This window comes from Mycoplasma todarodis, assembly GCF_004335995.1.
In the GTDB taxonomy this organism is placed as follows: Bacteria; Bacillota_I; Bacilli_A; order Mycoplasmatales; family Metamycoplasmataceae; genus Mycoplasma_K; species Mycoplasma_K todarodis.
This window is the reverse complement of sequence record NZ_PSZP01000023.1, coordinates 1-15446: the sequence shown is the minus strand read 5'-3', so window position 1 is coordinate 15446 and position 15446 is coordinate 1. Positions and strand designations below refer to the sequence as shown.

The window sequence follows — 15446 nt, the reverse complement described above, 5'->3', positions numbered from 1 at the left end:
CAGCCAGCGTTCATCCTGAGCCAGGATCAAACTCTCATAAATTGATTCCGGGTTCATGGTTTCTTGTATCTAGTTTTCAAAGATCTATCAGCACCATTTGAAGTTTGTTAAATAAACTAACCTCTGAATGGGTGCTTAATTAGTATAACAAAAAAAATAAACACTTTCACAAAAAAAGAATTAATTTTGCTTGACAGTTTATTCAACTACATCCTTATATATAAATAAAGAACATTCTTATATATAAATAAAGAACATTCTTATATATAAATAAAGAATATATTTCAATTGATATCAAAGAAATAAAAAATAAAGCATTGCGCTTTATTTTATTTCGTAATTTAATCTTTGAATTTTATTGCCTTTTTTATTTAACTCAATAACAACAGCATTAACTTGGCAATCATTTTTCGAAACGGTAAATCTTGACATCTCATCATAACGCATCTTTAAATAAACTGATTCAAAGTCAGCACCAATTGCCGCATTTTTTGGACCTGTCATTCCTACGTCTGTGATAAATGCAGTTCCATTAGGTAATATTTTATCATCTGATGTTTGAACATGTGTATGCGTTCCTACGATTGCATCAACTAAACCATCAGCATATAATGAAAATACCGCCTTTTCAGATGTTGTTTCACCATGGAAATCAATGAAATGATAATCCTCATCTGTTTTTTGATCCTTAATTTCATCTAATGCATCAAAGAAATTTGAAGCATGCGATTCTTTTCAAGGTTTCCTCAATTCATTAAAAGTTATCCCCATCATCGAAGTAACCCTTAATTTTTCACCTTTAACATCAAATACAATAGAACCTTTACCAGCATAATTTTTACTTACGTTGTATGGTCTGATGACATCATTGTATTTAAGAATATTTTTTATATCATCTTTAGCTCAAACATGATTACCCATAGTAAATGCATTAACACCTGCATCTTTTAATTTTTTATAGTCTTTTTGTATTAGACCTTTACGCCCTGAAATATTTTCACCTTGCACAATAACAAAGTCAATTTTATATTTCTCTTTTAATTTCGGTAATTCCTGAACTACTGTTTTTAATCCAGGTTTCCCAAATATATCCCCAATAAATAGAACTTTCATTTTGTCCTGCTTTCTATACATTAAATATTACCACATAACTAAATTTAAAAACAAAAGGCATTGATAGTCCTTTTGCTTTTTTTATTCTGAAAGTAATTTATTGAGTTTTGAATGAAGTGTTTTTCTTAGTTCTTCATCTTTTTCCAAAAGCAATCTCATATTACTTTTACCTTGTGCGACATTTTTATCTTGATATTTGTATCACGCACCTTTCCTTATTAATATTTTATTTTCCTCTGCTAATTGAACAATTTCAGATGTTAATGATACACCTTTACCAAAATGGATTTCTGTGCATATAGTTTTAAATGGAGGTGCTAATTTATTCTTGAGAACTTTAACTCTCACATTGTTACCGGTAATGTGATCCGTTGTTCCCAATGAAGAAATTCTTCTAATTTCCATCCGAATTGAAGCGTAGAATTTTAAAGCTCTTCCTCCAGGTGTTGTTTCTGGATTACCAAACATAACCCCAACCTTTTCTCTAATTTGATTTAGAAATATAATGGTTGTTTTATTTTTATTTAATGATCCAGTTATTTTCCTTAATGCTTTTGACATCAATCTCGCTTGTGCCCCAATGGTTTGATCTTTCATTTCTCCATTTAATTCCGCTTCAGGAACGAGGGCTGCAACGGAGTCCACAATTATTAAATCTATCGTCCCGGTTTTGGAAAGAATATCCACAATTTCCAATGCTTGTTCACCTGAATCCGGTTGAGATAAAATTAAATCATCCGTTCTCACGCCTAATGCCTCTGCATATTGAGGATCTATTGCATGTTCAGCATCAACAAATGCACAAACCCCACCTTTTTTCTGAACTTCAGCTATTGCATGTAGTGCTAAAGTTGTTTTACCTGAAGATTCCGGTCCAAATACTTCTATAACACGACCTTTCGGATATCCACCAATCCCCAACGCCTTATTAATTAATAATGAACCAGATGAAATAACATCTACATTTGTATGCTCTTTCGAACCTAAAAGCATTACAGATTCTTTACCAAAAGCAACTTGTATTTTTTGCATAGCGTCTTGTATTTCTTTATTTCTCATTTTCACCTCCATTAATATATGTAGCGAATTAAAAGAAATTCAAAAAAATAGAAGGAGTTATTCACCCCTTCAAATCTCTATAGCAAATTGCACTGCTTTATTTATTATTTCTTTTCTGGTTCCAGTGAAATTCTTTTTATGAACAATTCCATTGATCCCAATATAAACTAACCCAACTGGTTTATCCTCCATCGGAATTGGTCCTGCATTACCAGTAAAGGAAATACAAGTATCCACCCCTAAAAATTCTTTTCCCTTCATTGACATTTCTTGTGCAACTTTAGCATTAACAACACCTCGAGAAGTATCAACTCCTATTTTCTCTTTTAACTCAGTCGCGTATGTGATTACACTCCCTTTGTAATATTTACTAGCGCCAGGAACGGAAGTTATTGCTGCCGCAAAAGCTCCACCGGTAAATGATTCTATAGATCCTAAAGTTTTCATATGAAAATTATAAATAAAAAACTAGAATAATCTAGTTTAATTAAACCTTTTATCAAATTCATCAATTGAAGAATCATCACCCTTTACAGCTAAAGTAACTTTTCGAATTTCATCTTTAATAAAGATATCGGAAACTTTAACGGAAAATATTCCAGGAATTGTTTTTATACCTTCGACATGTAATGCGATTTCTTCTTTATCTTTAAGTTCGAATGTGATATTTCTAACTTTTAATTGTGATTCATCGTATGTTTTGAAAGACACTCCGTTTGTTTCTTGATCAATAATAATCTCAGCAATAAATGCTTCAGTTGAATTTAATAATGGATGCACTTTACCAATTCACCCTATTGTTTTATCTTCAAGTTTTATCAATGCAGAAACACCTTCGTGGAATTGTGTTCCAGTAGCTCTTTCGAATTTAACTGGTTTTTTAATGATGTTCATTACATCTTGCTTCATTTCTTTAAATGTTTTTGTTGTAGATGCTAATGCAGCTACAAACACACCATTATTGATGTGACCGATATCAAATATTGATATTTCATCCATTTTACGTTTTGAATTATACTCAATCACTTCAAGAAGAGACATGGCCATAGAATTCCTAATAACTTCCCTCTCTTTAGAAATGAAAGTTTCCAATTCAATAGTTTCATCAAAGTTAAATGGATTAAATATATTTCTTTCTTTGGAAATAAGTGAATATGTCCAAACCTCTTGATAACCCATAGCAGCAATATCTTTATGTTTATGATTAACAACAACCACTGATGAAGGTTGAACTGATGGAGCAATCGGTTGGAAGTTATCGTAACCGTAAAGACGTATAAATTCTTCATTAAAATCTTGTTGTGATTCAATGTCGTGTCTATAATTTGGGACTATGATTGTTGTCTCCTTGACTACAAATCCTAAAGAATTCATTTGTGAAGAAAGTTTTGAAAATTCTTCATTTGTCAACTCTTTCCCTATTAAAGAATTCAATATTTTTTTATCGAAAGCTAATTCTTTTTGGATTGTTTTTGGCATTCCCTTAACATTCGAAATGTTTGGTATTCTATTTGTTAGATAAGTTCACCCTAATTCTTGAGTACCTACCCCGAGTTTCTTAGATGATTGTCTTGAAGACATTGATTCTAATTTTGTTTGTTTTGCAGTATGTCTAACTTTTTTAATATTGAAATTACCTATTTCTAGAATAACCTCTTTTGTATGTTCATTAACGGCAGTTTTATGGAATCCCATAACACCGGCAGCTGAAATAGCTTTTTCATCATCTCATATTAATAAAGAATCTTCGAAATCAATTTCTTTTTCACCAATGATTTTGGCTTTTGTTGACGAATCTTTAGCCACAATATTTTTTGTTAATTTCTTTTTGTTGTATGCATGCACTGGTTGACCAGTCATTAATAATGCAAGGTTTGTTATATCTACTATTGGAAGTGTTGATTTAACACCAGATTTTAAAAGTAATAATTTTTCTTCTAAAGTCACTTCTAAATCTTCGATATTTGCTTCCGCAATTGATAATAAATCTGCATTACCATTAGATACGTTGTATTCAGTATCGAAAGAACCTTCTTTCATTTTATTGAATTGAGGTTCTGAATCAATGTTTAAATAAGCCATTAATTCTTGAGCCATTACAAAATAAGAATTTGAGTCCGATCTATTTGAAAGGATGTCTATCTCAATAATATGATCATCAAATCCAAATAATTCTAATGGGTTTTGATTTATATCCATATCAGCATCAAAAATTTGTAAAGTCCCTTCTCACTCAGTTGGTAAAGAATCTTTAAAATTCTCCTTTACCAATTCACTAAATGCACAAAGCATCCCTTGAGAAACAATTCCTTTCATCTTTCTATCTGCAAAAGTCATATTACCAAGTTTAGAACCAGGTACGAAAGCCATAACAACTTTCCCTTCGTTACCAATAACTCCATTATCAGTTGTTTGAATTGTTCTAACTCCATCATTGAATTCTATTTCACACACATTTAGTTTTGTGCCTTCAGGATTCTTAGAAATAGATAATAACTTACCAAACTTCACACCTTCAGCATCCGTGAATTTTTCTGTACCTTCAACTTCAAAACCTAATTTGTTGAAAGCTATAACCATATCTTCAACTTTTCAGTTTTTAGGAGCTTTCGAAAGTTTTTTTAATAAATTAAATGAAAATAACATTATTTAACCTCCTTGAATTGATTTAAGAACCTTAAGTCATTTTGATAAAATTCTCTAATATCATTAATACCATATTTAATCATAGCCATTCGTTCTACACCTATACCAGATGCGAATCCATTCATATCATTTGTATATCCAGCCATTTTTAGAACCTTTTCATTAAGCATTCCAGCACCAAGAACTTCTATTCATCTCTTTTTGTAATAAATATCAACTTCAACAGAAGGTTCTGTGAACGGGAAGAAAGAAGGACGTAATCTCACAGCAACTTCTTCTTCTAGAATATATGAAACTAATGATTTAATAGTTCAAATTAGATTAGGGAAAGAAACATACCCAATATTAGCTAAATCTATTTGAGCGAATTGGTGTGAATGAGTTTGATCATCATCATCATTTCTATAAACACGACCAATTGCAAATTCAGCAAATGCTTCATTAGCATGTTTTTCCAGTGTTCTCGCTGTAAATCCTGTATTGTGCGTACGCATTAAAGTTTCTTTATTAATATATAAAGAATCTTGCATATCTCTCGCAGGATGATCTTTTGGAATATTCAATCTTTCAAAGTTGTATTCATCAGTTTCAATTTCTGAACCTGTTGTTTCAAAATAACCATTTTGATTCAATCAATGTCTTGCTCTATTTGCCACTAATGTTAGCGGGTGTAGAGAACCAGATTGTTCTAAAGGTTCAGTAACATCTATTCATTCGCTATTTACTTTTTCAGCTATTGCATTCAATTCAATTTCTTTCATTTTCTCTGCAAATGCTTTTTCAGCTACTTTTTTCAATTCTGTAATTTGTTTACCTATTTTACTTTTCTCAGATGGTTCTGCTGTTCTAATTGCATTTTGTAATTTTCTTATTTCTCCATCTTTCCCAAAAAATTTATTCTTTTCTAATTTCAATTCTTCAAGCGTTTTTACGTGTGATAAATCCATTATCCACCTCCATTTTTATCTCTCTTTTGTCTTAACGCGACAAACGAATGTTTTTAACATTACTCAATCGGCGAATTCAAACTTTCCATACTACTTCCGATTTCATTGTTTATATTTATTTTCTTATTTTCTAAGCCTTTTAATTATACATCAATTATTTAAAAGAACTCTTCTCTCTACAAAAGTTACATTTGATTTCGATTGCACCATGTTCTTTTATTATTTGAGCTTTCTCTTCATCAGGAATTGATTGAAACATTACTTCAAATTTTTCTTTTGAACAAGAACATCTTCATTCAAGTTCCTTTTCTTCTAATTTGATTGCTTTCATATTAGCAACAAATTCTTCAAGTTCCATTTTTCCGAGTTTATTTTCTTTGAGGAAATTCTCAACCCATTGAACATCCTCTTCAGTATAACCAGGAAGCATTTGCATAATCACACCATAAGCTCTTTCAACATGTGAATTTTCTCCAAGCAACACTGAAGATAACACTGCAGTTCTTGTTTGTTCTGATTTATCGAAGTAATAAGCCATATCTGTAACGATATCCCCTTTAGCCAACTTAACTTCACCACCAAATGTTAAATCACCTGCAGTATTTAAAATTTTAAGTGTTCCTACTTGACCAATACCAACACCTAATGGTAAATCATTTGGTTTAGTTTTATCATATTCAGTAGCAACTTTAGGGTTGGCTATTGAAGCTCTAACAAAACCTTCTTCTGTAGATTCAACAATAACTGTTCCTGTTGAACCGTCACCATTTAATATTGCTGTGTTCTTTGTATTTCTTTTAATTGCAGTTAACGGACCAAATACAGTGATCGCAGTCGAAAGTATTAATGCCCCTAATGGTAATGCCTCGTGTTTTTCAACAGCAACATTAGCCACGTCAGTCATATTTGAAACATAAATTCTTATGTTGTTTTTTGTAAATAATTGTACTTTTGCCATAGTTAAATAATTATACAAAAAATCACCAAATTATGGTGATTAATTCATTTTAATATCTATCTATTTTCGCTGACTGTTCTTTCCGTTCTAAATAAAAACCTAAACTAGAAGTAATCATTGCAATTATCGGTGGAACTGTTCATTCAACTGAAATATTAATTCCTAATGAAGCAATGAATACTCAATAAGAATCTTTAAATGTTCCAACTTTATGCATATATACAAAAATAAGTGTTGCTACAAACACAGTATTGAATATAGAAATTGTCAACCCTAATATAAATCCATATATATATTTAGAAATTTTTCCGTGTTCTTTGCCACTTTTATTATTCTGAAGTTTTTTAACTATAAAAACTATAGAAAGTAAAGGGATTAAGATTAACAATCTCCCAATTATAAAAATCACCAAAAGATTACCTCAGCCACCAACGAATCCTATAATAGGTGGCAAGAAGAATAATGTTCCAACAATTGAAGAAATGATAAAACATGCGATTCCAAACACCGCACCTTTTCAGCCATAGTGAATGGTTGCGAGCGTAACTGGTATAGCCATCATTGTTGCATTTATTGGTCCGACTTTTATATAGCCAACTTGAGGAACAAATGTCATTATTATAAAAAGCGCTACATAAACACCCAAAAAAGCAACAGTTCTTGGTTTTATATCAAAAAACCTACTCTTACTTGAGTTTTGATCGTTATTATTTCTCATTTAACTTTTCAATGACTTTCATTCCTTCAATTGTTGCTTCTTTTACATAAGTTGCAGCAATTCTATCCTTTATCAATTTAGAATTACCCCCTGAAATAAAAACATCCGCATCTTGATCTATTTCTTTAATAAAGCCTCTAATCATATGAATGTGACCCTTCAGTATGCCGATTGATAAACATTCCTCTGTATTGTTACCAATCTTTTTGTTAGTTAATTTTAAATTAACCTCATGTAACTTAGAAGCATTATTAACCAATGTCTCAGATCCAATCAAAATCCCTGGAGCAATTATTGTGCCCAGCATAGTTTTATCCTTGACATGTGTTATTGTTGTGGCAGTCCCTAAGTTGAGGATGATTGCATTGTCCGACTTGCTTGCTGCAAAAGCTGCAAGAGAAATTATGTCGGAACCAATTGTTTTTGGATTGGTTGCGTTTAATTTAACCCCCACTTTAATTGGAAATGTTATAACGGTCGGTCTGATATTAAAATATTTTTTGATCATGCCTTCAACAATTCCAAGTTGTTTTGGAACTACTGAAGAAATCATTGCACTCTCAATATTCGCATTTTTCACTACATCAGGCAAATAACTAAATAATGAATCCGGTGAATAGTGATTACGCGTTGTAAATGAGACATAATATTCTTTATTCTCATAATTAAAATTCATCTTTATACTGGTGTTACCAATATCAAAATATAATTTCATTTTTCTCCTTTGAATTACGCAGTAATAATACCCTCTTTAAAAAAGTAGAGTTTATTTTAAACTACAACATAAGTATATCATCGCATTAGCGGATAAAAAAATAGTCATTAGACTATTTTATTTAAGCTTTATTTATACCATTCAACAATGCTTGTAATATAAAGTTAAATGGTTTGTTGTAATGCGGCAAGAAATAAACATCGATTAACGCAATTTCAGGCAATGTCATTCCTTTTTGTATAGCGAGCGAAAGCATGAAAATTGCTTCTGAATGATTATTCTTTCCAAATGAACCAATTTGTGCACCAAGTAATCTTAAAGTTTTAGGATTGTAAACAATTTTGATTTGAACATCTTCTACAGAAGACATTCATTCAGGTCTGTCAGCATCTTTTCAAAATACTGATTTTGCTTCGATATTATTTTTCTTGCAAAATGCTTCTGAAATACCCGTAGAAGCATATTTACAACCAAAAATATTGATTCCACTTGTTCCTTGAACACCAGGGAATGGTAATTCTATCCCCGCAACATGATAAGCAGCTACTAATCCAGTTTTTACAGCATTAGTCGCTAATGCAACATGAGAATGTTTTCCTGTTGAGTTGTGCATCAGAGATGCTGAATCTCCAATTGCATATATATCAGGATTACTTGTTTGTTGGAATTCATTAACTAAAATCGATTTACTTCTTTGTTCTAATTCAAGTTGACCTTCAACCAATTTTGTTAACGGTTTAAATCCTATTGATAAAATAACTAAATCAGCTTTATATTCACCTTTTTCAGTAACTACAAATTCAATATTTTCAGACCCTTTAAATTCTTTAACGGTTTCACCCATTCTTAACTCAACTCCAGCCTTAATCATTCTTTCTTGAAGTGGGTTTGTAAATTCTTCATCAAAATAAGCCGGTGTAACCCTGTTTGCCATATCTATCAAAGTAACCTTTTTACCAGCTTTTGCAAACGCTTCCACCAATTCAATACCAATATAGCCAGCACCCACTACCACTACATCTTTAACTGAATCATCCTTTGCTTTCTTTTTTATAATTTGAGCATGTTGGAAAAGTTTAGAAAGGAAAATATTCCCTTTATCTATCCCTTTAATTGGAGGAACTATTGGTCAAGTACCTGCAGAATAAATCAATTTATCAAATTCATCTTTAAATATTTCTCCAGTCTTTAAATTTTTAACCATTACAAATTTTTCTTTTGAATTAACCTCTATGATTTCATGTTCCATTTTTACATTAATACCCATAGATTCTAATTCTTGTGGTGAAGAGTAGAATAACCCGTTAGAATCTTCAAACTCATCTGAAACTCACAATGCAATACCACACCCCAAAAATGAAATGTTTGTATTTTTGTCATATGCTGTTATCTCATGTTCTTTCTTTAAATTCGCTAATGTTCTAACGAAAGATGTACCAGCATGATTTGTACCCATAACTATAATTTTCATCTTATCTCCTTTGGCAGAATATTTATTCATACAATTAAATTATACAACTCAGTCATTTTGTGTAACTTATATTTACAAGAATATATTTTCCCATTAAAGAAAAATGGAAAGACTTTACATATTAAGGTTAGAATTATATTGTTAAATTAATATAAAGGATGGTAATATGCAAGGGAAAATACTGATTGTCAATGGGGGTTCATCTTCATTGAAGTTCCAATTAATGGAAGCGAAGACTAAAGAAGTTCTAGCTTCTGGATTAGCTGAAAGAATAGAAATCGATGGTTCTTTCACTATAAAAACAAAAGAAGGAAAGTTCACAATTAAAAAAGATTTAAATAATCACAAAGACGCTATTCAATTACTTATTGAACAATTAAAAGAAAAAAAAGTAATAAATTCTTTGAGTGAACTTGTTGGTATAGGTCATAGAATAGTTCAAGGTGGAGAAATTTTTAAAACTTCATCAATCATAGATAAAGATAACCTTAAAAAAGTGAGAGAGTTGAGTAAGTTAGCACCATTACACAACCCAGGAGAAGCTGATATTATTGAAGCCTTTCAAACTCTACTTCCCGAAGTGAAGAATGTGGGTGTATTTGATACTTCATTCCACCAAACAATGAATGAAGAAGAATATCTTTATGCAGTTCCAAAAGAATGATACACAAAATACGATGTTAGACGTTACGGAGCGCACGGAACATCTCACAAATATATCACTAATAAAATGAAAGAAATCACAGGTAAGGATGATGTTAATCTAGTAATTTGTCATTTAGGTAACGGTTCTTCTTTATCTGCTATTAAAAATTCAAAAGTAATAAATACTTCAATGGGTCTTACACCACTTGCTGGTTTAATTATGGGTACACGTTCTGGTGATTTGGATCCTGCGATTGTAGGTTATATGAGTCAACAAACTAATAAAAGCGCTGAAAAAATCGTTGATGAATTAAATCATAACTCAGGTCTTTTAGCACTTTCGGAAATTTCTTCAGATATGCGAGATATTAGAGCGGAAGCAGCAAAAGGGAATCCTGTAGCTAAAAGAACAATAAGAATGTTTGCAAAAAGAATAGCAACATATATTGTTGATTATGCAAATCAAATCGGTGAACAATTAGATGGAATTGTATTCACTGCTGGAATTGGTGAAAATTCTGAACAAATCAGAGAAGCAATAATAAACCAAGTTAAAATACTTGATATTAAACTTTGTGAAGAAAGAAATGATCAAGAGTATGAATCATACATTAAAATTTCTTCTGATGAATCAGCTATAGACTTATTCGCAATCAGAACCAACGAAGAACTAGTAATAGCAAACGAGTTATTAGAACTAATTAGCTAAACCTAAATTTCACATAAAAAAACAACGCTATTAAAAGCATTGTTTTTTTATTATTTAATTAGAATTGAATCTTCATCCATTGAAGAACCTTTTTCTATCCCCATGTAATCAAGAACTGTAGGAGCAACATTAGCTAATTTCCCACCTTCTTTTAATGAAACTGTTTTATCTGAACATACAAACAATACTGGTGATGAAGTATGTTTAGTTGCTGGTCCACCATTTTCATCAATCATAATCTCGGCATTACCGTGATCAGCTGTAATGAATAATGTTCCACCAATTTCGTTAAGTTTGTCAAGAATACGTCCAACTTGTAGATCTAGTTCTTCCATAGCAATAATTGCTGATGGTAGATCACCCGTATGTCCAACCATATCAGGGTTAGCAAAGTTCATGATTGTAAGATCATATTGATCAACAACTTTAATTAATTCAGTAGCAATTCCTTCGGCTGACATTTTTGGTGCTTCTGTAAATGATTTAACTTTAACAGAATCAACTAAAATCCTATCTGCTCCTGGATATTCAACATCTACACCACCATCCATAAAGAATGTAACGTGTGCATATTTTTGAGTTTCAGCAATACGTAATTGTTTCATACCTGCTTCTGAAACAACTTTACCAATAGGAGTTGGAACTTCCATCATATCAAATGCAACATCAGTTTCTACACCTTCGTATTTCATCATTGATACAACTGGTACGTTTTTAAGTTGTTTTGATGGTTTTACATCATAAACTGATGATGAACCAACCATTAAGTGAGCAAGTTGTCTAGCTCTATCTGGTCTAAAGTTAAAGAATATTACTGAGTCATTATCTTGTAAGAAGTTAACTGATGAATCAGCGTTGATTGCAGGTTCGATGAATTCATCTGTGTTCCCTGCTGCATATTGTTCTTTGATGTATTCATAAATATCAGTGAATTTTTGTTCAGCTGAACCCATGATTGCTTGGTAAGCTTTTTCTGTTCTTTCAAACATTGCATCTCTATCCATAGAAAATAGACGACCTGATACTGAACCTAATTTAAATCCGTATTTTTCAAGTCTTGGCATTAAATCATTTAATGATTCAGCGAACGCATCAGGTGCAACATCTCTACCATCTGAAAAGACGTGTAAAGTTACATCCTTAACTTCTTGTTCTTTTGCCATTTCCATAATTTCTCATAAGTGTTTATCTAATGAGTGTATTCCACCAGGTGAAAGTAATCCCATTACATGCAATGTTGAATTATTTTCTTTTGCGTGGTTCATTGCATTTAAGAATGAGGCATTTGATCTAAATGTGTTTTGATCAATTGAATTTTGGATTAATGATAACCCTGTGTAAACCACTTGTCCAGCACCGATGTTAAGGTGACCAACTTCTGAATTACCCATTTGTCCTGCTGGAAGTCCAACTGATTCTCCAGCTGCTTTTACTAATACATTTGGGTATTCAGCGAAAATCTTATCAAACACTGGTGTGTTTGCTTGCTTCACAGCATTCCCCTCTACTTTATCTAGTGTTCCTAGACCGTCAATAACCATTAATACTACTGGTTTTTTCATTTTTTTCTCCTTATTACATATTTATGTTCTTTTTTAAATATTCTTGTAAATTATATCATTTTTAACAAAAGAAAAAAGAGGTTTACTCTTTGTTTTCACCTTTTATTTCTTTTGTTATTATCGGTTTTTTCTTTTGTTCTTTATTGACTTTAACTTTTTGGTTTTCTTTTTTAATTATTGCTCAAACTGTTTTTTCATCCATGAAAGATCCATTGATTTGACGACTATTATTTGCAATCATCTTAACTAAATTATTATTCATTTCAATCAATTTATTCTCAGATGGTATTTGAGTAGCAACAACTATCATTGGTTTGATTAATGAAAAGATTGTTGTTAACATCATTAAAATTTGTAACCAAGGTGCGACACCACTTTCTGCCGTTCTCAAAATAACCGAAACACTACCTATTACTGATAATGTTGGAACGATTAAGTTGAAAAATATAAACTTAGATAAAATAAGTTCATAGCTATATGCTTTTAATGTACTTTCTTTATCCTCTTTATTTTTCTTAATAAAAATTCTTTCAAAATTTTTCCTTAATGAGGTGTTATATACAATGGACATTCTTTTGTCTTTGTTGGTCATGGAGTTTGCAATATAAGCACAAATGAACCCTTGAACTATAATTATAACAACCATAGTTGTGATCATTATGTTTCAATAAACTTCTGCTTTACTACCTCCACTTACGTTTATATGTTCTCTACCAAAAATAATTTTGTAAAATTCATAACACATAAGTACCAATCAAGTCAGCATAACCATAAGTATGATAAATAAATTTAATTTTGCAATCCTATTTTTTCTTTTATTTTTACCCTCAATTTCTCTTTTACTGATTTTAGCATCTGAAAACGACTCTTTCATTTTATTGGTAATATTTTTAATTTCTTGTGTCATTATCATCTCCCTTCAGCTAGTTTTTGAATTCCTTCTTCAACATTTTCAGAGAATTCAATAAGCTCATTTGAGAATTCTTCTAATTTATTACTTACTACTTCATTTTCATACTTAAAAACTCCGTCATATTTCATATTCTCGATAATGTCACTTTTATAAAAAGTATTGATTTTAGAAATTATTTCTTTCAACTTTTCTTGTGACACCTTGGCAAAATTATCATCTTGCATTTTAACTCCAACAATATCCAAATGCCTTTTAATTCTACAAATCTTATAAATGAAGTTTAATTCAGTACAAATCAACAACAACATTTGTTGTGCAGCATTATTCTTAGAAGATTTTGTTTTCTTCTTGACCTTTATCTCTTTACCCTCTTCGACATCCAATTTAGTTTTCTTATTCTCTTTACTGTATAAAGAATTCATTATCTTTAAATGTTCTTTTACTCTTTTAAAGTCGAAATAAATTCCATTACGAACAACTTCTTTTTCCAGGAATTTTAATATATTACTTAATTTCCTTTGATTAACACCTTGTAATCGTTGATTTCTCAAACGTTTTTTATATGTGAATAAAAGTATAGTTAAAACAATACCAAGCAATGCACTCGAACCTAATATAACGATAAATATAACTCTAATATCTTTTTGTGCATTATTCATAGCTTTATATGCAAAACTACCCTTTCAATATTGTCCACATAAAATCCCTATAGAAAACACAAGCGCAACCACAGCTGTGATCATAAACACAAATGATTTCTTTTGGAAAATATCAGCTCAATATTCTCCGCCCCTTTCGGTAATCATTTCTGTTTTTGTTTTTCCTCCATGAGTTTTACTATAAATAAAATTTTTAATTTTAACTCACGGTGTCTTTTCTCCGTTTTTATTACCGTTTAATTGTTCTTTGATTTCCACATATTCCTCATATGTTTTATTAACAACTTCCTCAACATCAATTTGTTCCACTTTTTCCAAGTTGGTGTTTTTATTATTCAATTTGTCCATTTTTATCACCATACCTCTCAACATCTATGCATAAATGCAGAAACATTTCCAACATATCTAAATTACTAAATGTAGGTTTAAAGTTTTTATAGTTATTAATTAATTTACTATAATTTTGTAATTCCATAGTTGGTTGTTGTTTATCTTTTATGAATTCCAAATAATATTCTTCTTTTGTTTTACAAAATTCTTCGAATTTAGCTTCAAAGCACCTTATTATTTCTTCTTTTGCCTTACTCATTTTTTGGAAGTTATCCATTTCGTTGGATTCCTTTCAAATCTCCGAAGGAAATTCAGTTTTTAATTCAAAAGTTGAATAATTCTTTGCTTCATTATTCTCATAATCAATTTTGAAATCCCCATCAAAAGAAAATATTTTAAAATAATTAAAAGCTTTTTCATCAAATCACTTTAATTTAATTAAAGGAATCGCATAAAGTTCGAATATCCCAACTAAATCCCTAATAAAATTTCGTGGCTCAACAAAATTCTTAGCAAACTCTTTTGGTCAGATATCTATTTTATTAAAAACTTTATTTTCTAATTGATTTAAAGTTTCTCAACCTTCCTCTTTAACGAACTTGTTTTCGATATTTGTGACATAGTTATCCTCCCCATTTATATTTTCATATTCACTGATAACCACTTCACCAATTTCAGCATATAATTCTTCCGCAAGATTGTTAATGTGAGAAGTGCTTGATTTTTTATCATTTTGTGTTTTCATTCGCCCTCCTATACTCTCTATTTAATATTATATAATTTCAAAATAAAAAAATAAAACATTCCACATACATTAGAATGTTTTATTAAATAATTATTTGTTAAGTGTAAGTAATTTAATGAATGAATCAGCTTGAACTGATGCTCCACCAACTAATGCCCCATCAACGTTTGGTTGTGACATTAATTCTTCAACGTTTTCAGGTTTAACTGAACCACCATATTGAATTAATACTTCTTCTGAAGTAATTGATCTAATG

Annotated in this window: 15 protein-coding genes; 1 reads left to right on the top strand and 14 read right to left on the bottom strand. The window is 30.7% G+C overall.

Going from position 1 to position 15446, the window contains the following annotated elements; genetic code table 4:
• Positions 1–324 precede the first annotated feature (324 nt).
• The 9 genes from C4B25_RS03145 to C4B25_RS03105 form a co-directional block, all read right to left on the bottom strand.
• Positions 325–1134 (bottom strand): TIGR00282 family metallophosphoesterase, encoded by an 810-nt coding sequence (locus C4B25_RS03145; RefSeq protein WP_131613602.1) that lies wholly within the window; start codon positions 1132–1134, stop codon positions 325–327.
• Between the two features lie 60 nt (positions 1135–1194).
• Complete coding sequence (recA, locus tag C4B25_RS03140) at positions 1195–2172, bottom strand: recombinase RecA (RefSeq protein ID WP_131613601.1); 978 nt, start codon at positions 2170–2172, stop codon at positions 1195–1197.
• 57 nt (positions 2173–2229) lie between these two features.
• Positions 2230–2619: a CinA family protein gene (locus tag C4B25_RS03135; protein WP_131613600.1), complete on the bottom strand. Its 390-nt coding sequence runs from the start codon at positions 2617–2619 to the stop codon at positions 2230–2232.
• 36 nt (positions 2620–2655) lie between these two features.
• Positions 2656–4818: a phenylalanine--tRNA ligase subunit beta gene (locus tag C4B25_RS03130; RefSeq protein ID WP_131613599.1), complete on the bottom strand. Its 2163-nt coding sequence runs from the start codon at positions 4816–4818 to the stop codon at positions 2656–2658.
• A complete protein-coding gene (gene pheS, locus C4B25_RS03125) occupies positions 4818–5765 on the bottom strand; it encodes a phenylalanine--tRNA ligase subunit alpha (RefSeq protein ID WP_131613598.1) in 948 nt (315 codons plus the stop codon). Before pheS ends, C4B25_RS03130 begins: the two co-directional genes overlap by 1 nt.
• A 154-nt stretch (positions 5766–5919) precedes the next feature.
• On the bottom strand, positions 5920–6723 hold the full coding sequence (locus C4B25_RS03120) for an Hsp33 family molecular chaperone HslO (protein ID WP_131613597.1): 804 nt from the start codon (positions 6721–6723) through the stop codon (positions 5920–5922).
• Between the two features lie 49 nt (positions 6724–6772).
• Positions 6773–7441, bottom strand: coding sequence for an ECF transporter S component (locus tag C4B25_RS03115; protein ID WP_131613596.1), 669 nt, complete (start codon positions 7439–7441; stop codon positions 6773–6775).
• Positions 7431–8156 (bottom strand): type III pantothenate kinase, encoded by a 726-nt coding sequence (locus C4B25_RS03110; RefSeq protein WP_131613595.1) that lies wholly within the window; start codon positions 8154–8156, stop codon positions 7431–7433. Before C4B25_RS03110 ends, C4B25_RS03115 begins: the two co-directional genes overlap by 11 nt.
• 121 nt (positions 8157–8277) lie before the next feature.
• Complete coding sequence (locus C4B25_RS03105; protein ID WP_131613594.1) at positions 8278–9627, bottom strand: FAD-dependent oxidoreductase; 1350 nt, start codon at positions 9625–9627, stop codon at positions 8278–8280.
• 166 nt (positions 9628–9793) lie between these two features.
• Between C4B25_RS03105 and C4B25_RS03100 the strand changes: the two genes are divergently transcribed.
• Positions 9794–10981 (top strand): acetate/propionate family kinase, encoded by a 1188-nt coding sequence (locus C4B25_RS03100; RefSeq protein ID WP_131613593.1) that lies wholly within the window; start codon positions 9794–9796, stop codon positions 10979–10981.
• A 50-nt stretch (positions 10982–11031) separates the two neighbouring features.
• Here the strand turns inward: C4B25_RS03100 and gpmI are convergent, their stop codons facing one another.
• The 5 genes from gpmI to C4B25_RS03075 form a co-directional block, all read right to left on the bottom strand.
• Entirely contained in the window at positions 11032–12543 is a 1512-nt protein-coding gene (gene gpmI / locus C4B25_RS03095) for a 2,3-bisphosphoglycerate-independent phosphoglycerate mutase (protein WP_131613592.1), read from the bottom strand.
• 82 nt (positions 12544–12625) lie between these two features.
• Positions 12626–13450 (bottom strand): hypothetical protein, encoded by an 825-nt coding sequence (locus C4B25_RS03090; protein ID WP_131613591.1) that lies wholly within the window; start codon positions 13448–13450, stop codon positions 12626–12628.
• Positions 13450–14463 (bottom strand): hypothetical protein, encoded by a 1014-nt coding sequence (locus C4B25_RS03085; RefSeq protein ID WP_131613590.1) that lies wholly within the window; start codon positions 14461–14463, stop codon positions 13450–13452. The genes C4B25_RS03090 and C4B25_RS03085 overlap by 1 nt, the downstream gene beginning before the upstream one ends.
• Positions 14447–15190, bottom strand: coding sequence for a hypothetical protein (locus C4B25_RS03080; RefSeq protein WP_131613589.1), 744 nt, complete (start codon positions 15188–15190; stop codon positions 14447–14449). The genes C4B25_RS03085 and C4B25_RS03080 overlap by 17 nt, the downstream gene beginning before the upstream one ends.
• A gap of 90 nt (positions 15191–15280) precedes the next feature.
• Positions 15281–15436: a triose-phosphate isomerase gene (locus C4B25_RS03075; protein WP_418763734.1), complete on the bottom strand. Its 156-nt coding sequence runs from the start codon at positions 15434–15436 to the stop codon at positions 15281–15283.
• Between the last annotated feature and the right edge of the window lie 10 nt (positions 15437–15446).